We start from the raw sequence: 25,291 nt of genomic DNA, 5'->3' as shown, positions 1-25,291 counted from the left end.
GCGTAACGGCTTGAAAAACGCTTGTTGCTGCGACTTATTCGTTGCGCATCAACGGGTAAAGCTCTTTGAGCAATTTGCGACGGCTGATGACCAACTGCCAACGATGACCGCCCAACTGGCGCCACAGCCGCGCCGAACGAATACCGGCCAGGAGCAGGGCGCGGATTTTCGAGGCGTTGTTCGGTTGTTGCAGGTTGCGCATGTCGCCGTGCACCTGGATCCGCTGGCGCAAGGTGCTCAAGGTGTCCTGGTACAGCGCACCACAGGCCGCGATCACGTTTTCGTGGGCGGGGCCGAAGTGTTCCACCTGGGACTGTATTTGCGGCAGGCGCTTGCCGATGATCTCCAGCATATCCTCGCGCTTGGCCAGTTGACGCTCCAGCCCGAGCATCGACAGGGCGTAGCGCAACGGTTCGCGCTGCAGGGTGCTGGGGTCGCGTTCCAGGGCGCCGATCAGCGCGCGATAACCTTCGCGCAGTGCCAGGTCGTCGCCACCGTAGACTTCCAGGGTGTCCTTGGGGTCGCGGATCAGCAGGCTGCCGAGCATGCAGGTCAGGCCGGCCTCGGTGACCTGGCCGGTCTTGGCGATCTTGTCCACCAATACAGCGGCGAGGAAAACCCCGCCCAGTGCCGTCAATTGCTCCTGGGTCGGGCTCATGCCTTTTGGCTCCAGGCTTCGGCGATTTCAATCACGCCGCCGCCCAGGCAGATTTCGCCGTCATAGAACACCACGGATTGGCCCGGAGTGACCGCACGCTGTGGGTCATCGAAGGTTGCGCGGTAGCCTGTAGCGGTTTTTTCCAGGGTGCATGCCTGGTCGCTCTGGCGATAGCGCACTTTGGCGGTCAGGCGGCGTGGGGTGCTCAGGTCGATCGGGTTGACCCAGTAGATTTCCGAAGCGAGCAGGGCGCCGGAGAACAGCAATGGATGTTCATTGCCCTGGCCCACGATCAGCTCGTTGTGCTCCAGGTCTTTGATCAGCACGTACCACGGCTCTTCGCCGGCGTCTTTCAGGCCGCCGATGCCCAGGCCCTGGCGCTGGCCGATGGTGTGGTACATCAGGCCGTGGTGGCGGCCGATCACTTCACCGTCGGTGGTTTTGATTTCGCCAGGTTGTGCTGGCAGGTATTGCTTGAGGAAGTCGCTGAAGCGGCGCTCGCCGATAAAGCAGATCCCGGTGGAATCCTTCTTCTTGGCGGTGGCCAGGCCGTGTTGCTCGGCGATCTTGCGCACTTCGGGCTTTTCCAGCTCACCCACCGGGAACAGGGTCTTGGCGATCTGTTCGCCGCCGACGGCGTGCAGGAAGTAGCTCTGGTCCTTGTTTGGGTCCAGGCCCTTGAGCAGTTCGGTGCGGCCGTCGACATCGCGGCGGCGCACGTAGTGGCCAGTGGCAATCAGGTCGGCGCCAAGCATCATGGCGTAGTCGAGGAACGCCTTGAACTTGATTTCGCGGTTGCACAGGATGTCCGGGTTCGGCGTGCGACCGGCCTTGTATTCGGCCAGGAAGTGCTCGAACACGTTGTCCCAGTACTCGGCGGCGAAGTTGGCGGTGTGCAGCTTGATGCCGATCTTGTCGCACACGGCCTGGGCGTCCGCCAGGTCGTCCATGGCGGTGCAATATTCCGTTCCATCGTCTTCTTCCCAGTTCTTCATGAACAGGCCTTCCACCTCATAACCCTGCTCCATGAGCAGAACGGCGGAAACGGAAGAATCCACGCCGCCGGACATGCCGACGATGACGCGCTTCTTTTGTGTGTCAGAAGGGGCTGGATCACGCATAGGGTTTCAACGGGTGTCTTGAAAAAGGACGCGATTCTATCAGGCTCGGGCCTTCAAGGCTAAAGAGAAGGGCGGATCAATTCGAGACTGTGATGCTGGCCGGCCAGATAATCATCAATACAGCGGATGATCAGCTCGCTGCGCCAGTCGTCACGCACGGCCAGCAGTTCCTCACGGCTCAGCCAGCGGGCACGCAGGATGCCTTCGTCGAGTGGGTAGTCGGGGTGGTGTTTGAGTGCCTTGGCGATGAAGCAAACCCGCTGATAGGTCACGCCGTTGCTCGGCGCGGTGTACAGGTAGATGCCGACGATGCCGGTGGCTTCGACGTCCCACCCGGTTTCTTCGAGGGTTTCGCGCACAGCGGCTTCGGTGAGGGTTTCGTGCGGGTCGAGATGGCCGGCGGGTTGGTTGAGCACGGCGCGGCCGTTTTTGAGTTCTTCGACCATAAGAAAGCGGCCGTTGTCTTCGACGATGGTGGCGACGGTGATGTGGGGTTGCCAGGTCATGGAATGCCTCGATTTGAATGTGCGACGCGGTCTACCGGCAGGATCGTAGTCAATGTGGGAGTGGGCAAGTGCGATCGGCGCACCGCCGCTCCCGCATGTGGATCGGGTTTCCTCAGGGGGGGCATAAGCAATCTGCATGACACGCCCGACATTTTATGATTTTACCCCGATGTGCCAGCGGCGCAGTTTACCTCTCCAGAACCTTCACTGGAGAAATCTCATGAATCCGATTGCCCACAAAAGCTACGAAGTGCGCCTTACATCGCCGTTGCCGATTGCCTTCATCCTGTTGTGGAGTTCCGGTTATATCGGTGGTGCGTTCGGTGTGCGCTATGGCGAGCCCTTCACCATGACGTTCTACCGATTTGCCCTGGCTGCCTTGGTTTTCCTGGGCGTGGCGCTCGCGATCAAGGCCGAGTGGCCTAGGCGGCTTACACCCTACCTTCACGCGGCTGCCGTGGGGTTGCTCTTGCAGGCTCTGCAGTTTGGCGGCCTCTACACCGGGATAAGTCAGGGCGTCCCGGCTGGGCAAGCTGCGCTGATTGTTGGGCTGATGCCGGTATTTGTGGTGATAGGCGCCTATTTCTGTTTAGGCGAGCAATTGAGTTGGCGCGACTTGCCAGGCTCGATCCTGGGCGTAGGCGGCGTGGCTATTGTGGTAGGCAGCAGTTTTTTTGGTACCGAGGCGTCAATCGGCGGTTATGGCGCGGTAGGGCTGGCGCTGCTAGGCATCACCCTTGGCACGCTTTATCAGAAGCGTTTTCTCGGCGGCGTCAACCTGTGGGTGGGCTGTTTTGTTCAGATGGTCACCGCGTCGCTGGTCATGTTGCTGCTGGCCTATGCCACCGAGACCATGCAGGTGACGCAGTGGGGGCCCTTCGCTGCCTCTGTGGCGTGGATCACTGTAATGAACTCGGTCGGCGCGCTGACCCTGCTTTACCTGATGATTCGGCGGGGGGAGGCGAGTAAGGCGACTAACTTGTTTCATGTTATTCCGGCTGTCACTCAGATCATGGCGTCGTTGATGTTGGGTGAAGTACCGAGTGTGGTGGTGATTGTAGGTTTCATTGTGTCGGGGGTGGGAGTTTATTTGATGAATCATTCGAGAGCAAAGTAAGCGTCGAATATTGAAGGCTGCTTATCAGGAGAATGCTAATGTTTAAGCACGAAATAGCTGATGAGAAATTATATAGCGATGACATTTGCCGGTCTGGAGGTGGACTGCACGTTGACGATATTGATTATCTGAATTTTGAACCTTATGAAGTGGAAGGGCGCAAAGGGATTTCAATATTTTACCTTTATGATGCGCGGGATAATGCGCAAGGGCCAGTTGCCGCATTGGTCCGTTATGCTGTCGGAGCTTTAACGCCGAGACACAGGCATCAGGGATGGGAATTAGTGTTGGTGGTCGATGGTGAACTAGTCGATGACAGGGGGCGACATACTGCAGGTGCGCTGCAAATTTACCCGCCGGGCTCTACTCACCAACTTTCTTCTGCTACGGGTTGTACGTTTCTAGTCGTTTGGGAGCAACCCGTTCAGCCCGCTCCACCTCAGGATTCCGAGGCCGCAGCATGAAAGTTATCAGCGAACAGCAAGCGGCAGAATTGATTGAAGACGGATGGACAATCGTTCCGGGAGGGTTTGGAAGTTGCGGGCATCCTGATGGACTTACTCGAGCAATCAGTGAGCGTTTCAAGCGGGAGGGACGGCCTCGTGAGCTGGGTTTGCTATTCACTTCTGCCTCTGGAGATCTTGACAAAAGGGGGGTGGACGTTTTGGCCCAGAGTGGGCTGGTGGCCAAGGCAATTGGAGGGTTCTGGGGACTCGTGCCGCGATTGGGAAATATGGCGCGTTTAGGAGAGATAGAGGCGCATAACTGGCCGCAGGGGGTTATCAGCCAGCTATTCCGTGCAATCGCGGCGAAGAAGCCTGGTGTGATCTCAAATGTTGGCCTTAACACTTTCGTTGATCCTGATTATGAGGGGGCGTGCTTGAATAGCAGGGGCGCAGGCACACTGGTTCAGAAAATTATTATTAATGGAGAGTGGACGCTATTTTATCCTGCACTTAAGGTGGATTGCGCGTTACTAAGAGGGACATCTTGTGATCCTTCGGGCAATATTTCGATTGAACGGGAAGTGTCTAATAGTGATGTGCTTGCGCAGGCCATGGCAGTCAAGAACTCCGGTGGAATAGTGATTGTGCAGGTTGAAAGTTTGGTGGGACTACACGATATTGAACCGCAGCATGTAATAGTGCCTGGGTTGTTGGTGGATTATGTGACGGTGTCGCGCCCTCATGAACATCCTCAAACGTATGGCGTGGCAAGTAATTCAGCATTTACGCGTCCGGGAGTTCTCACGCCTAGTGAGAGGCCGATTTCGTGCGCGGAGAGAATTATTGCTAAAAGAGCTTTGCAGGAAATTCGACGTGAAAATGCGAGGATTATCAATCTTGGTATTGGTATACCGGTCGTCGTTGCTCAGGTGGCTGAAGAGTTAGGTTGTGCGGAGTCGATGAACTTTACTGTTGAATCCGGCGTTATAGGTGGTCGGCCAGCAACTGGATTGTCATTTGGGGCTAGCTATCGTCCGGTTAGTATCATTGAGCAGGCAGCTTTGTTTGATTTTTACGAAGGTGGTGGGATTGATGTGGCGTGCTTGGGTTTTGCCGAAATGGATAGTTTTGGCAATGTCAATGTGTCGCAGTTTGGTCGTAAGTTGCAAGGCGCGGGTGGCTTCATAAACATCTCACAGTCGGCGCGATGCATTGTATTTTGTGGGACTTTTACAGCTGCAGGGTTGGTTGTGAGTGTAAGTGAAGGGGAGGTTCATATAGTTCGGGAAGGTCGAGTAAATAAATTTGTTCGCCAGGTCTCGCAATTGACATTTAACGGTGGCTATTCTCAATTGTTGGGCCAACGAGTTATTTTTGTTACGGAGCGTGCAGTTTTTGCACTGAAAAATGGAGTGGTCTATTTGGAGGAGATCGCTCCGGGTATAAGTATCGAGCAGGATATTATCCCATTCATAGAGGGTGGTTTTGTCGTGTCTGGAAACTGCAGGCCTATGTCGGAGCACATATTTGTATTGTAAGTATGTTGTTTGAAGCTTTTAAAAAATAAGCATGTTTCATGCAGAAAAAATAGTGGGAGGTTGTTATGTCTGGCAGCGTAATCACGATAATTGGTGGTGGAGCCTCAAGTGTCTCTTTTATCTACGCGATTTTGAATGGTTTAGGGCGATATGGCTGCCATTCGGATGTGTCGATATTTTTGGTGGACAAACAATCTCAATGTGGTCGAGGGTTTGCCTACTCGGAAGACTGCTCCACAAATATTTTAAATACACGAGCGGAATTTATTTCGCCTTTTCCTGATCAGCCTGGACATTTTTACGGATGGTTGGTGGCTAATCGTGGGGTTTGGGAAGATGACTTCCCTGACATTGAACTGTGCCCACATGCATTTTTGCCTCGGCCCCTGTTCGGGTTATATCTTGCGCACATGATTCAATCTCTAGTCAAAAAAGCTGTAGAGCTCGGTTGTCAATTGATTCCAGTCCATGACGAGGTTGTAAATATAAGCTTCTCCCATGACGGAAGGGTCGTGGTTTCAACAAAAGGGAATCTATCGTTCCCCAGTGATCATGTGGTTTTGAGTTGTGGTAATGCACGCAGTCTCGAATACCAGCACCTGGAGGGTACGCAGGGTTTCTTCTCCAGTCCTTATCCTATAAAGCGCACAAGCCGGCTGATTCAAAAGCAGGCGAGTGTTGCAATTGTCGGTTCAAGATTGAGTGCGATCGATGCAGTTATAGGGCTGACTGCTAATGGCCATGAAGGGCCCATTACATTGCATTCCCGCACGGGAGCTCTGCCTAGTGTCAGGGGGAGTCAGGGGCGCTATCAACCCACGATATTGACGCCGGAAACAGTCAGGTCTTGTATTTCTCGATCTGGCGTAGTCCGACTTGACGACGTTATTCGTTGGATGACGCAAGAATTGGCCTTGGAGGGTAAGCGGATTGGCATGGCTGATTGGACTGCAATGTGTTCCCAGAGACCGGCAGCGGAATTTCTTGAGGCTGAAATAGCGGCTGCCCAACACCCTCGGTTTTGGCAATCCGTTCTCTACTCGACAAATGCTGTACTTGATTTGATTTGGCCTGCAATGCCGGATGAGGATAAGCATATATTTCTGGGTTACTCAAGCTGGTGGATGGCCTACCGTGTTTCTATTCCGATGGAGAATGCATTGAAAATTAGATCATTACTCGAGTCTGGGCAGCTATCAATTATAAAGGGTGGGCTTGAGGCGATTGAATACAATAAGCGGTTTTGCTTAAAGGTAGTTAATCGATCGCTTAAGAGTTGCCACAATTATGACTCCGTTGTACTGGCCACGGGTACTCCTCGGGATGCGAGTAAGTTTGATAACCCTTTGGTGCAGAATATTCTCCAGCGAGGAATTGGGTGCGTCGACCCATTTGGCGGAGTGAAGGTGTCTACTGAAACGGGTGGTTTGATAAATCATCTGGGGCATGTAGATGACAGAATCACTGTTTTGGGGGAGCTGACAAGCGGTGCGTTCTTTTTTACTAGTGCTTTAGAAATCAACGCTCGACATTCGACTATGCGTGCAGAGTCTGTTTTGGCGAGGTTGGCATTAACCTCCGGTATGTACTTTAATGCCTCTAAGGCTCGCCTATCAGCTTAGGATGACAGGAAAATCTCTAATTAAACATTTTGTTGCATGTTTTCATACGTAATTTTGCCCCTTACCTATCCGAATGGTCAGTGGTGGATGAAGTGTTGATTTGCCACAATCAGAATATTAATTTCGATAGGTGGCGTGTTATGAGAGTCAATCTTGATGTTCAGTCGTTGCGGAGCTTTATCAAAGTAGGTGAGACCAAAAGTTTTACGCGAGCGGCTGAAGCTCTAAGTTTGACTCAGCCTGCTATCAGTCAGCAGATTAAAAGGTTAGAGGATTTATTGGGTGTGGTGCTGTTTGCAAGGGAAAATCGACAGGTATTGCTGACATTGGAGGGAGAAAAGCTTTTGGGTTATGCCAAAGATATAGTCATTTGTAACGATAAAGTTGGCAGGCTGTTTGAGAGAGTTGAAAGAAGAGAAACGATCATAGTGGGTATGCCAGAGCATTTTTGTGAGAGGGTGCTCCCAAAGATTATTTCCAGCATGGCTACTCACTTTCCAACCATACAGATGGTGGTGAAGGTCGCTAGGTCTGGTTTGCTATTGGACGCGGTAAGTGAGGGTAGGATCGACCTATGTCTTGTGATAGATGAACTGGAAAAGATGCACGAGCGTCCTTGGCACACATTATCGGTCAGATGGTTTGCTGGCGATAGCGCTGACGTGGTCGATAAGCCACACGATGTCCCGCTCGCTTTGTTCAAGCCACCCTGTGGGTTTCGCAGTCTAGCGATCCGGAGTCTAGAGGAGTGCGGTATAAAATGGCATTGCGTTTACGAGTCGGAAGACTTGATGTCGCTGCGGTCTGCAGTGCAAGCAGGAGTTGGCATTACATTACTGCCTTTTGTCGCGCAGGTTTCGGGTTTAAGGAGTCTTGAAGGCATTTCCAGTTTGCCGGTACTGCCTCAATTTGCTGTGGTGTCTAAAGAGCGGGACGGTTGGAATCCTGTTTACAGGTGTGAGGTGCTTGAGTTGATTCGCTCCGTTTGGACTTCAGAGTACGTCAATGCTTCCCTGTGAATAAACTTGAATTCGCTGAAAACACAAACCCCGGCACCAGGCCGGGGTTTGTGATGTCACCTCACAACCTTACTTCAACTTGGCAATCGCCGCGTTGAGGGTGTTGCTTGGGCGCATGGCCTTGCTGGTCAGTTCCGGGCTCGGCGCGTAGTAGCCGCCGATGTCCACTGGCTTGCCCTGTACGGCGTTGAGCTCGGCAACGATGGTCGCTTCGTTCTCGGTCAGGGTCTTGGCCAGTTCGCCGAACTGCGCTTGCAGTGCGGTGTCTTCGGTCTGGGCTGCCAGGGCTTGAGCCCAGTACAGTGCCAGGTAGAAGTGGCTGCCGCGGTTGTCGATGTTGCCGACTTTGCGCGATGGCGACTTGTTGTTGTCGAGGAACTGGCCGGTAGCCTGGTCCAGGGTCTTGGACAGTACCAGGGCTTTCGGGTTGTTGTACGTCACACCCAAGTGCTCGAGGGAGGCCGCCAGGGCCAGGAACTCACCCAGGGAATCCCAGCGCAGGAAGTTTTCTTCCACCAGCTGTTGCACGTGTTTCGGGGCCGAGCCGCCGGCGCCGGTTTCGAACAGGCCACCACCGTTCATCAGTGGCACGATGGACAGCATCTTGGCGCTGGTGCCCAGTTCCATGATCGGGAACAGGTCGGTCAGGTAGTCGCGCAGCACGTTGCCGGTCACCGAGATGGTGTCCAGGCCCTTGCGGGTGCGTTCCAGGGTGAACTTCATCGCGTCGACCGGAGCCATGATGCGGATGTCCAGGCCTTCGGTGTTGTGGTCTTTCAGGTAAGCCTGGACTTTCTCGACCACGACGCCGTCGTGCGCGCGCTGTGGGTCCAGCCAGAATATCGCTGGGGTGGCGCTGGCGCGGGCGCGGTTGACGGCCAGTTTGACCCAGTCCTGGATCGGCGCGTCTTTGGTCTGGCACATGCGGAAGATGTCGCCGGCTTCGACTTTCTGTTCCATCAGCAGGTTGCCCTTGCTGTCGGTGACGCGGACTACGCCGTCGGCCTTGATCTGGAAGGTCTTGTCGTGGGAGCCGTACTCTTCGGCTTTCTTCGCCATCAGGCCAACGTTTGGCACGCTGCCCATGGTGGTCGGGTCGAAAGCGCCATGGGCCTTGCAGTCTTCGATGACGGCCTGGTAGATGGTGGCGTAGCAGCGATCCGGGATCACGGCCTTGGTGTCGTGCAGCTGGCCGTCGGTGCCCCACATTTTGCCGGAGTCACGGATCATGGCTGGCATCGAGGCGTCGACGATCACGTCGCTCGGCACGTGCAGGTTGGTGATGCCTTTGTCGGAGTTGACCATCGCCAGGGAAGGGCGAGCGGCATAGACCGCCTGGATGTCAGCTTCGATCTGCGCCTGCTGGTCGGCCGGCAGGGCCTTGATGCGAGCGTACAGGTCGCCGATGCCGTTGTTTAGGTTGAAGCCGATCTGTTCCAGCACGGTGGCGTGCTTGGCCAGGGCGTCTTTATAGAACTCGGCAACGATCTGGCCGAACATGATCGGGTCGGAGACCTTCATCATGGTGGCTTTGAGGTGGACCGACAGCAGCACGCCTTGTTTCTTGGCGTCTTCGATTTCAGCGGCGATGAACGAACGCAGTGCATTCTTGCTCAATACGGCGCTGTCGATGATTTCGCCGGCCTGTACCGAAGTCTTTTCCTTCAGGACAGTGGCGGTGCCGTCCTGGGCGATCAGCTCGATTTTGACAGCATCGGCGCCTTCGATCTGTACGGCTTTTTCGCTGCCGTAGAAGTCGCCACTGTTCATGTGGGCAACGTGCGACTTGGAGTCGGCAGCCCAGGCGCCCATTTTGTGCGGGTGCTTGCGTGCGTAGTTCTTGACCGACAGCGGGGCGCGGCGGTCGGAGTTGCCTTCGCGCAGTACCGGGTTCACGGCGCTGCCCTTGACCTTGTCGTAACGTGCGCGGGTTTCTTTTTCCGCGTCGGTGGTTACGGTTTCCGGGTAGTCCGGCAGGGCGTAGCCCTGGGCCTGCAGTTCCTTGATCGCGGCTTGCAGCTGCGGGGTCGAGGCGCTGATGTTAGGCAGCTTGATGATGTTGGCTTCAGGCGTAACGGCCAGGTCGCCCAGTTCGGCGAGGTGGTCCGGGATGGCCTTGGCGCCCAATTGCTCGGGGAAGCTTGCGAGGATGCGCGCGGCGAGGGAGATGTCGCGGGTTTCCACGGCAATATCAGCGGAAGCGGTGAAGGCCTCTACGATAGGCAGCAGTGAATAGGTGGCGAGGGCCGGGGCTTCGTCGGTGAAGGTGTAGATGATCTTCGAGCGGGTGGGCATATTCGGATTAACTCTCTTCTTTGCTGAAAGCGTGCGCAGAAACTCGAGATGCGCCGGGTGGAGCGCGTTCGTTCAAAGCCATCCATGAGCGAAATGTCGAGGTTTCTTCGCGGTGATGTTGGGTTGCATCAGTCGAGCGTCAAGCGGGTGGGCTATTGTAATAGTCCTGCTTTGTAGCGGAAGGCTGTGTTCTAGAGCGGTCCGCCGTCGTGACTCTTGGGTCAGCGGCGGCATTATACATAGGTCGCTATGCTTACGCCGAGCCTTCATACAAAAGGTGTGTCGTCCATTGGTCTAAAGGTCGCAGGTACCCCATTGCGCCCAAAGTCGTATGGCGTGCTCAAGATTGGCGAATTTGCCTTAGATTTCAGGCTTGTAGACGACAAAATGTGCTGTTTTCGACGCAAATGACCGTGGCGTGAGGTTTCAGTCGTCATGTATCTGGAGTAGGCTCGAACGCAGCCAGATGTTCAATCCAAAGATGGAGTTCAGCATGGGATACAAGAAGATTCAGGTTCCAGCCGTCGGCGACAAAATCACCGTCAATGCAGACCATTCTCTCAATGTTCCTAATAACCCGATCATCCCTTTTATCGAGGGTGATGGTATCGGCGTCGACATCAGCCCGGTGATGATCAAGGTGGTCGACGCAGCTGTTGAAAAGGCCTACGGCGGCAAGCGCAAGATCTCGTGGATGGAGGTTTATGCCGGCGAGAAGGCGACTCAAGTCTACGACCAGGACACCTGGCTGCCCCAGGAGACCCTGGATGCGGTCAAGGATTACGTGGTTTCCATTAAGGGGCCGTTGACCACGCCGGTCGGCGGTGGCATCCGTTCGCTGAACGTGGCCTTGCGCCAACAGCTCGACCTGTATGTGTGCCTGCGTCCGGTGCGCTGGTTCGAAGGCGTGCCGAGCCCGGTCAAGAAGCCGGGAGATGTGGACATGACCATCTTCCGCGAGAACTCCGAGGACATTTACGCCGGTATCGAGTGGAAGGCCGGGTCTGCGGAAGCGATCAAGGTCATCAAGTTCCTCAAGGAGGAAATGGGCGTTACCAAGATCCGTTTCGACCAGGATTGCGGGATCGGTGTGAAGCCGGTGTCCAAAGAGGGGACCAAGCGTCTGGCGCGTAAAGCGCTTCAGTATGTCGTGGATAACGACCGCGACTCCCTGACCATCGTGCATAAAGGCAACATCATGAAGTTCACCGAGGGGGCCTTCAAGGAGTGGGCCTATGAAGTGGCAGCTGAGGAGTTTGGTGCCACGCTGCTCGATGGCGGCCCGTGGATGCAGTTCAAGAATCCAAAGACTGGCAAGAATGTCGTGGTTAAAGATGCCATTGCTGACGCCATGCTTCAGCAGATCCTGCTGCGCCCGGCTGAGTACGATGTGATTGCCACGCTTAACCTGAACGGCGATTACTTGTCCGACGCCCTGGCGGCAGAGGTGGGCGGTATCGGTATTGCGCCGGGCGCCAACCTGTCCGATACCGTGGCGATGTTCGAAGCCACCCACGGCACCGCGCCCAAGTACGCGGGCAAGGATCAGGTCAACCCGGGGTCGCTGATCCTGTCGGCGGAAATGATGTTGCGCCACATGGGCTGGACGGAAGCGGCAGACCTGATCATCAAGGGGACCAATGGTGCGATTTCGGCCAAGACTGTGACCTATGATTTCGAGCGCTTGATGGAAGGGGCGAAGTTGGTGTCGTCGTCGGGCTTTGGCGATGCGTTGATTTCGCATATGTAAAAGACGGGCACACAAAAACGGCCATCCCGGTTTGAGTGGGATGGCCGTTTTTTTTACTGCAACCCCCAGGCTCAGTGGCGGTTAAGCCGTTAATTTCTTTTCTTTGTGAGCCGTGGTTGTTGCAGGTTTTGCAGGGGTGTCCGCCGTAACCGCAGAGATGTTTACGGCATGCAGCCCTTTAGGTCCTTGAATTATGTCAAAACTCACAGGTTGGCCGGCTTTCAGCGTTTTATAACCTTCCATGGTGATTGCTGAGTAATGGGCAAAAAGATCGTCACTCTTGCCCTCTTCGTTGACGAAGCCGTATCCCTTGGCATTGTTGAACCACTTGACCTTACCGCTTGCCATCTCCATATCCCTCTGCACCAGACTCCATCACTGGAGTATCATCCAGTTTATCCGTCCTAACCCGAATAAATAAGGTTGACTGCGCGGACCTTTTTTACCCACTGTGGGTTCTATTGGTTGTAACACCGATTTGCCGATAGTCAAGGCGACCAGTCGGTCAGAGTTGAAATTCTGACAGGTCGCCCCCACCACTGTATTTGAACCACTGACGAACCTTTCTTTCCATGCATGCAAACAGCCAGATTCGACTAACATTCAATCAGGATCGCCCGGATCAGGAACATGACGACGACGGTTCTGCAGGCATTGCTGTTCAGGAGGCCAAGCCTGCTCTACAGGCGCCGCCGATGTACAAGGTGGTTTTGTTCAATGATGACTACACACCGATGGATTTCGTCGTCGAAGTGCTCGAGGTGTTTTTTAACCTGAACCGCGAGTTGGCGACCAAGGTAATGCTGGCCGTTCATACAGAAGGACGGGCAGTATGTGGAGTGTTTACCCGCGACATCGCCGAGACAAAGGCCATGCAGGTCAACCAGTACGCCAGGGAAAGCCAGCATCCGCTACTCTGTGAAATCGAGAAGGACGGTTAACGCCGACCACTTGGGTATGAGGTGAAGCTATGTTAAACCGCGAGCTCGAAGTCACCCTCAATCTTGCCTTCAAGGAGGCTCGTTCGAAACGTCATGAATTCATGACCGTTGAACACCTGCTGCTGGCACTTTTGGATAACGAAGCTGCCGCCACCGTCTTGCGTGCGTGCGGCGCCAACCTCGACAAACTCAAGCATGACCTGCAGGAGTTTATCGACTCCACAACGCCACTTATTCCAGTCCACGATGAAGACCGTGAAACCCAGCCGACCCTGGGCTTCCAGCGGGTGCTTCAGCGTGCGGTTTTCCACGTGCAGAGCTCCGGTAAGCGTGAGGTCACGGGCGCCAATGTGCTTGTGGCGATCTTCAGCGAACAGGAAAGCCAGGCAGTGTTCCTGCTCAAGCAGCAGAGCGTTGCCCGTATTGATGTCGTCAACTACATCGCCCACGGTATCTCCAAGGTGCCTGGGCACGGCGATCATTCCGAGGGTGAGCAGGATATGCAGGACGACGAGGGCGGTGAGTCTTCTTCTTCGGGCAATCCACTGGATGCCTATGCCAGCAATCTCAACGAACTGGCGCGCCAGGGGCGGATCGATCCGCTGGTGGGGCGTGAGCTTGAAGTCGAGCGCGTAGCGCAGATCCTCGCGCGTCGTCGCAAGAACAATCCGTTGCTGGTGGGCGAGGCGGGCGTGGGTAAAACCGCGATTGCCGAGGGCCTGGCCAAGCGTATCGTCGATAACCAGGTGCCGGACCTGCTGGCCAATAGCGTCGTTTACTCCCTGGACCTGGGCGCATTGCTCGCCGGGACCAAGTACCGTGGCGATTTCGAGAAGCGTTTCAAGGCATTGCTCGGCGAACTGAAAAAACGCCCGCAAGCGATCCTGTTCATCGATGAGATCCACACCATCATTGGTGCCGGTGCGGCGTCGGGTGGCGTGATGGATGCTTCCAACCTGCTCAAGCCGCTGCTGTCCTCGGGTGATATCCGTTGCATCGGCTCGACCACCTTCCAGGAATTCCGCGGCATCTTCGAAAAAGATCGCGCCCTGGCGCGTCGCTTCCAGAAAGTCGACGTGTCCGAGCCTTCGGTTGAAGACACCATTGGCATCCTGCGCGGGCTCAAGGGGCGTTTCGAGGCGCACCACGGCATCGAATACACCGATGAGGCGCTGCGTGCGGCGGCCGAACTGGCGTCGCGCTACATCAACGATCGGCACATGCCGGACAAGGCTATCGATGTGATCGACGAGGCGGGTGCCTATCAGCGCCTGCAACCGGTCGAGAAGCGTGTGAAGCGCATTGATGTGGCTCAGGTTGAGGACATCGTCGCGAAAATCGCGCGTATTCCGCCTAAGCACGTCAACAGCTCCGACAAGGAGCTGCTGCGTAACCTGGAGCGCGACCTCAAGCTCACTGTGTTTGGCCAGGATGCTGCCATTGACGCGCTGTCCACGGCGATCAAGTTGTCCCGTGCGGGCCTCAAGTCGCCGGACAAGCCGGTTGGCTCGTTCCTGTTCGCCGGCCCTACCGGCGTCGGCAAGACCGAAGCGGCGCGGCAGTTGGCCAAGGCCATGGGGATCGAGCTGGTGCGTTTCGACATGTCCGAATACATGGAGCGTCACACCGTGTCGCGCTTGATCGGTGCACCTCCGGGTTATGTCGGGTTCGATCAGGGCGGCCTGCTGACCGAAGCGATCACTAAACAACCGCATTGCGTATTGCTGCTCGATGAAATCGAAAAGGCCCACCCGGAAGTCTTCAACCTGCTGTTGCAGGTCATGGACCACGGGACCCTGACCGACAACAACGGGCGCAAGGCGGATTTCCGCAACGTGATCGTGATCATGACCACCAACGCCGGTGCTGAAACGGCCGCGCGGGCTTCGATCGGCTTCAGCCATCAGGATCACTCTTCCGATGCGATGGAAGTGATCAAGAAGAGCTTCACGCCGGAGTTCCGCAACCGCCTGGACACCATTATCCAGTTTGGTCGCCTCAGTCACGAGGTCATCAAAAGCGTGGTGGACAAGTTCCTTACCGAGTTGCAGGCGCAGTTGGAAGACAAGCGCGTGCAGTTGGAAGTGACCGATGCGGCACGCAGTTGGCTGGCCGAAGGTGGCTACGACGCGGCAATGGGCGCACGCCCGATGGCGCGCCTGATCCAGGACAAGATCAAACGGCCGTTGGCCGAAGAGATCCTGTTCGGCGAACTGTCCGACCATGGCGGTGTGGTGCACATCGACTTGAAGGATGGCGAGCTGACCTTCGAGTTCGAAACCACGGCTGAAATGGCCTGATCGATAGCTGCAACAAAACGAAAAGGCGCCGAAAGGCGCCTTTTTGCTGTCTTGAAAACCATGAGGAGCAAATGTGGGGGCGGGCTTGCTCGCGAATGCGCAGTGTCAGTCAATAGATTCATTGGCTGATCCACCGCATTCGCGAGCAAGCCCGCTCCCACACAAAAACGCCCGGCATAACCGGGCGTTTTGTATTGACTTGCTTAGCGAGCGCGGTAAGTGATGCGCCCTTTGCTCAAGTCATAGGGCGTCAGCTCGACGCGCACTTTGTCACCGGTAAGAATACGAATGTAGTTCTTGCGCATCTTGCCGGAGATATGCGCGGTTACGACGTGCCCATTTTCCAACTCCACACGAAACATGGTGTTGGGCAGGGTGTCGACGACAGTGCCTTCCATTTCGAAGCTGTCTTCTTTCGACATGCAGTAAAGCCCTCGGTATCCAGTGAATGGCCCGGTGCAACTGCGCCAGGCAAAAGCGGCGTGCATTGTGCCCGAAAAAGGGTGTTTAAGCCAAGGGGTTCTAGTTAAGCGTGACCCATCTTTGATTAATCAGCAGTTCTATGGGGCGATATTGGGTCTTGTAGTTCATCTTTTTGCAGTTTTTGATCCAGTAACCGAGGTACATCGCCTCCAGTTCCAGGCGCAGGGCTTCGCCGATTTGCCACAGGATTGCAAAGCGCCCCAGGCTGCGGCGCTCTTCTGCCGGCTCGTAGAAGGTGTAGACCGCCGAGAGGCCGTTAGGCAGCAGGTCGGTCACGGCGACAGCCAGCAGCCGGCCGTCGAGGCGGAACTCGTAGAAACGCGAAAACGGCAGGTCGCGCACCAGGAACGTGGAAAACTGGTCGCGGCTGGGCGGAAACATGTCGCCGTCGGCATGGCGTTGTTCGATGTAGCGTTGGTAAAGATCAAAATACTCTTCACTGAAGCGCGGCTTGGTAGCTGTGACCGTCAGGTCGGCATTGCGCTTGAGGATGCGCTTCTGATTGCGATCCGGCAAAAACTGCCCCACAGGAATGCGTGCAGGTACGCAGGCATTGCAGTTCTGGCAATGGGGGCGGTACAGATGATCACCGCTGCGGCGAAACCCCATTTCCGAAAGGTCGGCGTACACGTGCACGTCCATCGGCTGGCTGGGGTCGAGGAACAGAGTGGTAGCCTGCTCGTCGGGCAGGTAGCTGCAAGAGTGGGCTTGAGTGGCATAGAACTTCAAGCGTGCCAGCTCGGTCATGATCAACCCTCGGGATAGCCTTTGAAACAAGTGTAAGCCACGTGCGCGAAAGTCGCCTAGGAAACCACCCAGGGTCCGCTGTTGGGTTGATCCAAGTGGTTGCGCAGGAAATCTGCGAACTCACTGCGCGGTATGGCGCGGGCGCCCAGGCTGTGCAGGTGATCGTTGGGCATCTGGCAGTCGATCAGTACAAAGCCCCAAGCCTGCAATTGCCGGGTAAGCGTGGCAAAGCCGAACTTCGATGCATTGTCGGCACGACTGAACATGGACTCGCCAAAGAACAGTTGCCCCATCGCCAGGCCGTACAGGCCGCCCACCAGTTCGCCAGCGTCCCACACCTCGACGGAGTGCGCGTAGCCGCGCCTGTGCAGCTCCAGGTAGGCGCTCTGGATGCCTTGGGTGATCCAGGTGCCATCGGCATAGGCGCGCGGCGCCGCGCAGGCCTGGATCACGGCGGCGAAGTCCTGGTCGAAGGTCACTGTGTAACGTTGTTGGCGCAGCAGTTTGCCCAGGCTGCGGGATACATGCAGCTCTTCAGGGAAAATCACCGTGCGCGGGTCCGGCGACCACCAGAGAATCGGCTGGCCATCCGAAAACCACGGAAAACAACCGTGCCGATAGGCCTGCACCAGCCGTTCGGCCGACAAGTCACCACCGGCGGCCAGCAGGCCATTGGGTTCGCGCATGGCCTTGGCCAATGGCGGGAAAGTCAGGGAATCACGTTGCAACCAGGTCAGCATGGCATCCAGGCTTATGGAAGGGGAGGGGAGTGGCAGGTATGACACCTGCCGCACGTGGCGGTGATTATTGTCGACGCAGCGCCTCAGGGCCAGCCCGAATCGGGTGGCGGTCGGGATTAGCGTGAGCAGGTGTGTCTGCAACTCTCTGCCGGGGATGTGGTCGTAATCGGGTCGGCGCCATGCAGGCCATTTGCCAAGCTTGCGCTGATTGGTAAAAACAACCCATAAGCCTTTGTCAGCAAAGACAATGCATGCTCAAATTGACCCTGATGTGACACTTCAATTGTCTATGCTGCTGGGGGAAGGGCAAGGGCGTGGCATCGGGGACACAAACCCGTACAATGCGGCCATTGTGGCGTTATCGCCGTTTCATCGCTCCATCACCCAGTGTTAAACGTAGAATCAACGACGTTCGTTCATTTTTCAGCTGCTCGGATTGGGCAGTAGTTGCAGTCATTCAATAGATGGACGCGCCAAAGGCGCAGGAAAAGACCCGTTTTGAAGAAATCCGCCGCAACACCCAAAGCAGCAGTCGTGCCGGCCTGGCGCCAGCACCTGCATTACCGCCTCAAGGAAGGCGCGCTGATCGCTATCGGCGCGCTGTGCCTGTTCCTGATGATGGCCTTGCTCACCTATGGCAAGGACGATCCGGGCTGGAGCCACAACAGCAAGATCGACGACGTGCAGAACTTCGGCGGACCTGCCGGCTCCTACAGCGCCGACATCCTGTTCATGGTGCTGGGTTACTTCGCGTATATCTTCCCATTGCTGCTGGCGATCAAGACCTGGCAGATCTTCCGCCAGCGCCACGAGCCGTGGCAGTGGAGCGGCTGGCTGTTCTCCTGGCGCCTGATCGGCCTGGTGTTCCTGGTGCTGTCCGGCGCGGCGCTGGCGCATATCCATTTCCATGCGCCTACCGGCCTGCCGGCGGGTGCGGGCGGGGCGCTGGGCGAAAGCCTCGGTGACCTGGCGCGCAAGACCCTGAATATCCAGGGCAGCACCCTGATGTTTATCGCACTGTTTCTGTTCGGCCTCACGGTGTTCACCGACCTGTCGTGGTTCAAGGTGATGGATGTGACCGGCAAGATCACCCTCGACCTGCTGGAGCTGTTCCAGGGCGCCGCCAATCGCTGGTGGGCTGCCCGGGTCGAGCGCAAGCGCATGGTGGCCCAGTTGCGTGAGGTGGACACACGCGTCAACGAAGTGGTGGCACCAAGCACGCCTGACCGCCGCGAGCAGGCCAAGGTCAAGGAGCGCCTGATCGAGCGCGAACAGGCCCTGAGCAAGCACATGTCGGACCGCGAGAAGCAGGTGCCGCCGGTGATCGCTCCAGTGCCGACCAAGGCCCCCGAGCCGAGCGCCCGTGTGCAGAAAGAGAAACAGGCGCCGCTGTTTGTCGACAGCGCCGTCGAAGGCACCTTGCCGCCGATCTCGATCCTCGACCCGGCCGAAAAGAAACAGCTCAACTATTCCCCGGAGTCGCTGGCTGCTGTCGGCCATCTGCTGGAAATCAAACTGAAGGAATTCGGCGTCGAAGTGACGGTGGATTCGATCCACCCCGGCCCCGTCATTACCCGTTACGAAATTCAGCCGGCCGCAGGCGTCAAGGTCAGCCGCATCTCCAACCTGGCGAAAGACCTGGCCCGTTCCCTGGCCGTGACCAGCGTCCGCGTGGTGGAGGTGATTCCCGGCAAGACCACCGTGGGTATCGAGATTCCCAACGAAGACCGCCAGATCGTGCGCTTCTCCGAAGTGCTGTCGACGCCGGAATACGACAACTTCAAGTCGCCGGTCACCCTGGCCCTGGGCCACGACATCGGCGGCAAGCCGGTGATCACCGACCTGGCGAAGATGCCGCACCTGCTGGTCGCCGGTACTACCGGCTCGGGTAAGTCGGTGGGTGTGAACGCGATGATCCTGTCGATCCTGTTCAAGTCCGGCCCGGATGACGCCAAGCTGATCATGATCGACCCGAAGATGTTGGAGTTGTCGATCTACGAGGGTATCCCGCACCTGCTGTGCCCGGTTGTCACCGACATGAAGGACGCCGCCAATGCCCTGCGCTGGAGCGTCGCCGAGATGGAGCGCCGCTACAAGCTGATGGCGAAGATGGGCGTGCGTAACCTGTCGGGCTTCAACGCCAAGGTCAAGGAAGCCCAGGACGCCGGCACTCCGCTGGCCGACCCGCTGTACAAGCGCGAAAGCATCCACGACGAAGCACCGCTGCTGACCAAGCTGCCGACCATCGTGGTGGTGGTCGACGAATTTGCCGACATGATGATGATCGTCGGCAAGAAAGTTGAAGAGCTCATCGCCCGTATCGCCCAGAAAGCCCGTGCGGCCGGTATTCACTTGATCCTTGCAACCCAGCGTCCGTCGGTGGATGTGATCACCGGTCTGATCAAGGCCAACATCCCGACGCGCATGGCGTTCCAGGTATCGAGCAAGATCGACTCGCGGACCATCATCGACCAGGGTGGCGCCGAACAACTGCTGGGCCACGGTGACATGCTCTACATGCCACCGGGCACCAGTCTGCCTATCCGTGTACACGGCGCCTTTGTCTCCGATGATGAAGTGCACCGTGTGGTGGAAGCCTGGAAACTGCGTGGCGCCCCGGAATACAACGACGACATCCTCAACGGCGTCGAAGAAGCCGGCAGCGGCTTCGAGAGCGGCGGCGGTGGCGGTGACGACGATGCGGAAACCGACGCCCTCTACGACGAAGCCGTGGCCTTTGTACTGGAAAGCCGCCGCGCCTCCATTTCTGCCGTGCAGCGTAAATTGAAAATCGGCTACAACCGCGCCGCCCGCATGATCGAAGCCATGGAAATGGCCGGCGTCGTGACCGCGATGAACACCAACGGCTCGCGTGAAATCATCGCCCCCGGGCAGATGCGCGACTGATCCCGCGCCGTGTGGCAGCACACGGCGCGCCCTGACTACTCAATGAGGACTCCCATGCGTCTTATCCGCATGCTGTTGTTGCCGGCACTGGCCCTGACTGCTGTTTCGGCGCACGCTGATCCGGCCTCGGTCGCCAGCCTGACCAACCTGTTGGACAAATCCAAGACCCTGACCGCGCGTTTCTCCCAACTGACCCTGGACGGCGGCGGCACCCAATTGCAGGAAACCGCTGGCGAAATGGCCGTGCAGCGTCCTGGCCTGTTTTTCTGGAAAACCGACGCGCCGAACGAGCAGACCATTGTCTCCGACGGCCAGAAAGTCACCCTGTGGGACCCGGACCTGGAGCAGGTAACCATCAAGAAGCTCGACCCGCGCCTGAACCAGACCCCGGCGCTGCTGTTGTCGGGCGATGTGTCTAAGATCAGCGACAGCTTCGAGATTACCTCCAAGCAGACCAGCAACGTGATCGAGTTCACCCTCAAGCCAAAATCCAAGGACACGCTGTTCGACAGCCTGCACCTGTCGTTCGGCAACGGCGTGATCAACAACATGCGCCTGATCGACAGCGTCGGCCAGCGCACCGACATCCTGTTCTCCGGGGTCAAGGCCAACGAGCCGGTCGCCGCATCCAAGTTCAAGTTCGACATCCCCAAGGGTGCCGACGTGATCCAGGAATAATCTGCCCAGAGGTTTCAAACGCTGCCCATGGACTTGTTTCGAAGTGACCCGATTGCTCAACCCCTGGCCGCGCGCTTGCGCTCGACCAACCTGGATGAGTACGTCGGCCAGGAACACCTGCTCGCTCGTGGCAAGCCCCTGCGCGAAGCCCTGGAGCAAGGTGCGCTGCATTCGATGATCTTCTGGGGCCCGCCAGGGGTGGGTAAGACCACCCTGGCGCGGTTGCTGGCGAAGGTCTCGGATGCGCATTTCGAAACGGTCTCGGCGGTACTCGCCGGGGTCAAGGAGATCCGCCAGGCCGTCGACGTCGCCAAACAGCAGGCCGGGCAATACGGCAAGCGCACCATCCTGTTCGTCGACGAAGTGCATCGCTTCAACAAGTCGCAGCAGGACGCGTTCCTGCCATATGTGGAAGACGGCACGCTGATCTTTATCGGCGCCACCACCGAGAACCCTTCATTCGAATTGAACAATGCCTTGCTGTCGCGGGCGCGGGTCTATGTGCTCAAGAGCCTGGACGAAGCGGCGATGCAAAAGCTGCTGCACCGTGCCTTGAGCGAAGACAAGGGCCTGGGCAAGCGCCGGCTGAGTCTCAGCGACGAAGGCTTCAAGATCCTGCTCACCGCCGCCGATGGTGATGGGCGCCGTTTCCTCAACCTGCTGGAAAACGCCTCCGACCTGGCCGAAGACGGCAGCGAGATTGGCGTCGACCTGCTGCAAAGCCTGCTCGGCGACACGCGCCGACGCTTCGATAAGGGCGGTGAAGCGTTCTACGACCAGATTTCCGCGCTGCACAAATCCGTACGCGGTTCCAACCCGGACGGTGCGCTGTACTGGTTCGCGCGCATGATCGACGGTGGTTGCGACCCGTTGTACCTCGCGCGTCGCGTAGTGCGCATGGCCAGTGAAGACATCGGCAACGCCGACCCGCGGGCGCTGAGCTTGTGTCTGGCGGCGTGGGAGGTGCAGGAGCGCCTCGGCAGCCCGGAAGGCGAGCTGGCGGTGGCCCAGGCCATCACCTACCTGGCCTGTGCGCCAAAAAGCAACGCGGTGTATATGGGCTTCAAGTCCGCCCTGCGCGCCGCTGCCGAATACGGCTCCCTGGAAGTGCCGCTGCACCTGCGCAACGCGCCGACCAAGCTGATGAAACAATTGGGCTACGGTGATGAATACCGCTACGCCCATGATGAGCCAGACGCCTATGCGGCCGGCGAAGATTACTTCCCCGACGCGCTTGAACCGCTGGCGCTCTATCAGCCGGTGCCCCGTGGCCTGGAGCTGAAGATCGGGGAAAAGCTCAATCACCTCGCCCAACTTGATCGACTCAGCCCCAAACAGCGGAGAAAGTAGTGCTCAAGACGATTCTTGCCGTGTCCGCAGCCGGCATCGCTGGTACATTATTGCGTTTCGCCACCAGCACCTGGGTCAGCGCCAACTGGCCGAAGCATTTTTATGCGGCGACCCTGGCGGTCAATCTGGTCGGCTGCTTGATTATCGGGCTGTTGTACGGCTGGTTCCTGTTGCGCCCGGAAGTACCGATTGAAATTCGCGCCGGCTTGATTGTCGGCTTTGTAGGCGGTCTGACGACCTTTTCATCCTTTTCACTGGATACGCTGCGCTTGCTGGAAAGCGGGCAGGCCCTGGTAGCGTTCGGTTACCTGGGTATCAGCGTGTTCGGCGGGCTGCTCGCCACCTGGGCCGGCCTGTCCTTGACCAAACTTTGATAAACGAGAGACCGACATGCTCGATTCCAAACTGTTACGTAGCAACCTTCAGGACGTAGCGGACCGCCTGGCATCCCGTGGCTTTGCCTTGGATGTTGCGCGCATCGAAGCGCTGGAAGAACAGCGCAAGACCGTCCAGACCCGCACCGAAGCACTGCAGGCTGAGCGTAATGCGCGTTCCAAATCCATCGGTCAGGCCAAACAACGCGGCGAAGACATTGCGCCGTTGATGGCGGACGTCGAGCGTATGGGCACTGAGCTGTCCGAGGGTAAAGTCGAGTTGGACAAGATCCAGACCGAACTGGACTCGATCCTGCTGGGCATCCCCAACATCCCGCATGAATCCGTGCCGGTGGGCGAAGACGAAGACGGCAACGTCGAAGTGCGCCGCTGGGGTACGCCAAAAGCCTTTGATTTCGAGATCAAGGACCACGTCGCCCTGGGCGAACTGACCGGCGGCCTGGACTTTGAAACCGCCGCCAAGATGTCCGGCGCGCGATTCTCGTTGCTGCGCGGCCCGGTGGCCCGTCTGCACCGCGCCCTGGCGCAGTTCATGATCAACCTGCACACCGCCGAGCACGGCTACGAAGAAGCCTACACGCCGTACCTGGTGCAGGCACCAGCGCTGATGGGCACCAGCCAGCTGCCGAAATTCGAAGAAGACCTGTTCAAGATCAGCCGCGAAGGCGAAGCCGACCTGTACCTGATCCCGACGGCGGAAGTGTCGCTGACCAACATCGTGTCCGGCGAGATCCTCGACGCCAAAGCGCTGCCATTGAAGTTCGTCGCCCACTCGCCGTGCTTTCGCAGCGAAGCCGGTGCATCGGGTCGCGACACCCGCGGCATGATCCGCCAGCACCAGTTCGACAAGGTCGAGATGGTGCAGATCGTCGAGCCGTCGACCTCGATGGAAGCCCTCGAAGGCCTGACTGCCAACGCCGAGCGCGTCCTGCAACTGCTGGAGCTGCCGTACCGTGTACTCGCGTTGTGCACCGGCGACATGGGGTTCAGCGCCGTGAAGACCTACGATCTCGAAGTGTGGGTGCCGAGCCAGGACAAGTACCGCGAGATCTCGTCGTGCTCCAACTGCGGCGATTTCCAGGCCCGCCGTATGCAGGCGCGTTTCCGCAACCCGGAAACCGGCAAGCCGGAGCTGGTGCACACCCTCAACGGTTCGGGCCTGGCGGTAGGCCGTACCCTGGTGGCCGTGTTGGAAAACTACCAGCAGGCAGACGGTTCCATCCGTGTACCCGAGGTGCTCAAGCCTTATATGGCGGGCGTTGAGGTCATCGGCTAAATGGAATTTCTGCCGCTGTTTCATAACCTGCGCGGCAGTCGTGTGTTGGTCGTCGGTGGCGGGGAGATTGCCTTGCGCAAATCCCGGCTGCTGGCCGACGCCGGTGCGTTGCTGCGGGTGGTTGCTCCCCAGATCGAAGACCAACTCCGCGAGTTGGTACTGGGCAGTGGCGGGGAACTGATTTTGCGCGGTTATCAGGAGGCCGACCTCGACGGTTGCACCCTGATCATCGCGGCAACGGACGACGAGCCACTGAATGCGCAAGTGTCCAGCGACGCCAAGCGCCGTTGCGTGCCGGTCAATGTGGTGGACGCGCCGGCCTTGTGCAGCGTGATCTTCCCGGCGATTGTCGACCGCTCGCCCTTGGTGATCGCGGTGTCCAGTGGCGGCGATGCGCCGGTACTGGCGCGGCTGATCCGGGCCAAGCTGGAAACCTGGATTCCGTCCACCTACGGCCAATTGGCCGGGTTGGCGGCGCGCTTTCGTGCCCAGGTCAAAGGTTTGTACCCGGATGTACAGCAACGTCGCGCGTTCTGGGAAGAGGTGTTCCAGGGCCCGATTGCCGATCGCCAATTGGCCGGGCAGGGTGCTGAAGCCGAGCGTTTGTTGGTGGAGAAAGTCAACGGCAAGCCGCCCCATGCGCCGGGTGAGGTTTACCTGGTGGGCGCCGGTCCTGGTGACCCGGACCTGTTGACCTTCCGCGCACTGCGCCTGATGCAGCAAGCCGATGTGGTGCTGTACGACCGCCTCGTCGCGCCAGCGATTCTCGAACTATGCCGCCGTGATGCCGAGCGCGTATACGTCGGCAAGCGTCGCGCCGACCACGCCGTGCCCCAGGACCAGATCAACCAGCAATTGGTGGACTTGGCCAAGCAAGGCAAGCGGGTGTTGCGCCTTAAAGGTGGCGATCCGTTCATCTTTGGCCGTGGTGGCGAAGAAATCGAAGAGTTGGCGGCCCACGGCATCCCGTTCCAAGTGGTACCGGGCATCACGGCGGCCAGCGGTTGCGCGGCGTATGCCGGGATTCCGCTGACTCACCGCGACTATGCGCAATCGGTACGCTTCATCACCGGGCATTTGAAGGACGGGACTTCGGACCTGCCCTGGCATGACCTGGTGGGGCCGTCGCAGACCCTGGTGTTCTACATGGGCTTGATCGGCTTGCCGATCATCTGCGAACAGCTGATCAAGCATGGACGCGCAGCCGATACCCCGGCGGCATTGATCCAGCAAGGCACAACGTCCAACCAGCGCGTGTTTACCGGCACCCTGGCCGACTTGCCGCGCATGGTGGCGGAGCATGAAGTGCATGCGCCGACACTGGTGATCGTCGGTGAAGTGGTGGTGTTGCGCGAGAAGCTCAAGTGGTTTGAAGGCGCCCAGTCCCAGGTCTGAAAACTAA

The 25,291-nt window shown here is 57.7% G+C and carries 22 protein-coding genes; 14 read left to right on the top strand and 8 right to left on the bottom strand.

Going from position 1 to position 25,291, the window contains the following annotated elements:
• Window positions 1-34 precede the first annotated feature (34 nt).
• Genes hflD through PSH81_RS16400 form a run of 3 tightly spaced genes read right to left on the bottom strand, consistent with a single transcriptional unit; the run spans window position 35 to window position 2,285 of the window.
• A complete protein-coding gene (gene hflD, locus PSH81_RS16410; protein WP_176999529.1) occupies window positions 35-658 on the bottom strand; it encodes a high frequency lysogenization protein HflD in 624 nt (207 codons plus the stop codon).
• On the bottom strand, window positions 655-1,779 hold the full coding sequence (gene mnmA / locus PSH81_RS16405; protein WP_226456381.1) for a tRNA 2-thiouridine(34) synthase MnmA: 1,125 nt from the start codon (window positions 1,777-1,779) through the stop codon (window positions 655-657). Before mnmA ends, hflD begins: the two co-directional genes overlap by 4 nt.
• Before the next feature lie 59 nt (window positions 1,780-1,838).
• A complete protein-coding gene (locus PSH81_RS16400; protein ID WP_226456380.1) occupies window positions 1,839-2,285 on the bottom strand; it encodes an NUDIX hydrolase in 447 nt (148 codons plus the stop codon).
• Between the two features lie 220 nt (window positions 2,286-2,505).
• On the opposite strand from PSH81_RS16400, the gene PSH81_RS16395 reads away from it, so the two are divergent.
• The 5 genes from PSH81_RS16395 to PSH81_RS16375 all read left to right on the top strand — a co-directional run bounded on the left by PSH81_RS16395 (window position 2,506) and on the right by PSH81_RS16375 (window position 8,027).
• A complete protein-coding gene (locus PSH81_RS16395; RefSeq protein WP_226456379.1) occupies window positions 2,506-3,402 on the top strand; it encodes a DMT family transporter in 897 nt (298 codons plus the stop codon).
• A 38-nt stretch (window positions 3,403-3,440) separates the two neighbouring features.
• Window positions 3,441-3,866, top strand: coding sequence for a cupin domain-containing protein (locus PSH81_RS16390; RefSeq protein ID WP_226456378.1), 426 nt, complete (start codon window positions 3,441-3,443; stop codon window positions 3,864-3,866).
• Window positions 3,863-5,386, top strand: a complete 1,524-nt coding sequence (locus PSH81_RS16385) for an acyl CoA:acetate/3-ketoacid CoA transferase (protein WP_305391088.1) — start codon at window positions 3,863-3,865, stop codon at window positions 5,384-5,386. The genes PSH81_RS16390 and PSH81_RS16385 overlap by 4 nt, the downstream gene beginning before the upstream one ends.
• A gap of 65 nt (window positions 5,387-5,451) precedes the next feature.
• On the top strand, window positions 5,452-7,008 hold the full coding sequence (locus PSH81_RS16380) for an FAD/NAD(P)-binding protein (protein WP_226456376.1): 1,557 nt from the start codon (window positions 5,452-5,454) through the stop codon (window positions 7,006-7,008).
• 140 nt (window positions 7,009-7,148) lie between these two features.
• Window positions 7,149-8,027: a LysR family transcriptional regulator gene (locus PSH81_RS16375; protein ID WP_268945320.1), complete on the top strand. Its 879-nt coding sequence runs from the start codon at window positions 7,149-7,151 to the stop codon at window positions 8,025-8,027.
• Window positions 8,028-8,096: 69 nt separating this feature from the next.
• Here PSH81_RS16375 and PSH81_RS16370 read toward each other — a convergent pair whose 3' ends face one another.
• Window positions 8,097-10,322: an NADP-dependent isocitrate dehydrogenase gene (locus PSH81_RS16370; RefSeq protein WP_226456375.1), complete on the bottom strand. Its 2,226-nt coding sequence runs from the start codon at window positions 10,320-10,322 to the stop codon at window positions 8,097-8,099.
• 493 nt (window positions 10,323-10,815) lie between these two features.
• On the opposite strand from PSH81_RS16370, the gene icd reads away from it, so the two are divergent.
• Window positions 10,816-12,072: an NADP-dependent isocitrate dehydrogenase gene (gene icd, locus PSH81_RS16365; protein WP_226456374.1), complete on the top strand. Its 1,257-nt coding sequence runs from the start codon at window positions 10,816-10,818 to the stop codon at window positions 12,070-12,072.
• Between the two features lie 81 nt (window positions 12,073-12,153).
• On the opposite strand, the gene cspD is transcribed toward icd, so the two are convergent.
• Window positions 12,154-12,426: a cold shock domain-containing protein CspD gene (gene cspD, locus PSH81_RS16360; RefSeq protein WP_305391087.1), complete on the bottom strand. Its 273-nt coding sequence runs from the start codon at window positions 12,424-12,426 to the stop codon at window positions 12,154-12,156.
• Window positions 12,427-12,644: 218 nt separating this feature from the next.
• Here cspD and clpS point away from each other — a divergent pair, with 218 nt between their 5' ends.
• Window positions 12,645-13,013, top strand: coding sequence for an ATP-dependent Clp protease adapter ClpS (gene clpS / locus PSH81_RS16355; protein ID WP_005789091.1), 369 nt, complete (start codon window positions 12,645-12,647; stop codon window positions 13,011-13,013).
• A gap of 29 nt (window positions 13,014-13,042) precedes the next feature.
• Window positions 13,043-15,313, top strand: coding sequence for an ATP-dependent Clp protease ATP-binding subunit ClpA (gene clpA, locus PSH81_RS16350; RefSeq protein ID WP_192296554.1), 2,271 nt, complete (start codon window positions 13,043-13,045; stop codon window positions 15,311-15,313).
• Window positions 15,314-15,516: 203 nt separating this feature from the next.
• On the opposite strand, the gene infA is transcribed toward clpA, so the two are convergent.
• The 3 genes from infA to aat all read right to left on the bottom strand — a co-directional run bounded on the left by infA (window position 15,517) and on the right by aat (window position 17,283).
• Complete coding sequence (gene infA / locus PSH81_RS16345) at window positions 15,517-15,735, bottom strand: translation initiation factor IF-1 (protein WP_002553999.1); 219 nt, start codon at window positions 15,733-15,735, stop codon at window positions 15,517-15,519.
• 100 nt (window positions 15,736-15,835) lie between these two features.
• The gene (locus PSH81_RS16340) at window positions 15,836-16,543 is read right to left on the bottom strand and encodes an arginyltransferase (RefSeq protein ID WP_305391086.1); all 708 of its coding nucleotides are present in this window, start codon (window positions 16,541-16,543) and stop codon (window positions 15,836-15,838) included.
• Between the two features lie 56 nt (window positions 16,544-16,599).
• The gene (aat, locus tag PSH81_RS16335) at window positions 16,600-17,283 is read right to left on the bottom strand and encodes a leucyl/phenylalanyl-tRNA--protein transferase (RefSeq protein WP_192296552.1); all 684 of its coding nucleotides are present in this window, start codon (window positions 17,281-17,283) and stop codon (window positions 16,600-16,602) included.
• Window positions 17,284-17,781: 498 nt separating this feature from the next.
• On the opposite strand from aat, the gene PSH81_RS16330 reads away from it, so the two are divergent.
• The 6 genes from PSH81_RS16330 to cysG are packed head-to-tail and all read left to right on the top strand — an operon-like array spanning window position 17,782 to window position 25,284.
• Entirely contained in the window at window positions 17,782-20,190 is a 2,409-nt protein-coding gene (locus tag PSH81_RS16330; protein ID WP_192296551.1) for a DNA translocase FtsK, read from the top strand.
• A gap of 54 nt (window positions 20,191-20,244) precedes the next feature.
• Window positions 20,245-20,868, top strand: coding sequence for an outer membrane lipoprotein chaperone LolA (lolA, locus tag PSH81_RS16325; protein ID WP_192296550.1), 624 nt, complete (start codon window positions 20,245-20,247; stop codon window positions 20,866-20,868).
• Window positions 20,869-20,895: 27 nt separating this feature from the next.
• Window positions 20,896-22,218 (top strand): replication-associated recombination protein A, encoded by a 1,323-nt coding sequence (locus PSH81_RS16320; RefSeq protein WP_305391085.1) that lies wholly within the window; start codon window positions 20,896-20,898, stop codon window positions 22,216-22,218.
• Window positions 22,218-22,592: a fluoride efflux transporter CrcB gene (crcB, locus tag PSH81_RS16315; protein WP_065872076.1), complete on the top strand. Its 375-nt coding sequence runs from the start codon at window positions 22,218-22,220 to the stop codon at window positions 22,590-22,592. Before PSH81_RS16320 ends, crcB begins: the two co-directional genes overlap by 1 nt.
• 16 nt (window positions 22,593-22,608) lie before the next feature.
• A complete protein-coding gene (gene serS / locus PSH81_RS16310; RefSeq protein ID WP_192296548.1) occupies window positions 22,609-23,889 on the top strand; it encodes a serine--tRNA ligase in 1,281 nt (426 codons plus the stop codon).
• Window positions 23,890-25,284 carry a siroheme synthase CysG gene (cysG, locus tag PSH81_RS16305; RefSeq protein ID WP_192296547.1) on the top strand — a complete coding sequence of 465 codons (1,395 nt, stop codon included), beginning with the start codon at window positions 23,890-23,892 and terminating at the stop codon, window positions 25,282-25,284.
• Window positions 25,285-25,291 lie beyond the last annotated feature (7 nt).

The sequence above is a fragment of the Pseudomonas sp. FP2335 genome (assembly GCF_030687535.1).
Taxonomy (GTDB): domain Bacteria; phylum Pseudomonadota; class Gammaproteobacteria; order Pseudomonadales; family Pseudomonadaceae; genus Aquipseudomonas.
The sequence above is the reverse complement of the archived record's forward strand: the minus strand, read 5'-3'. Positions and strand labels throughout refer to the sequence as shown.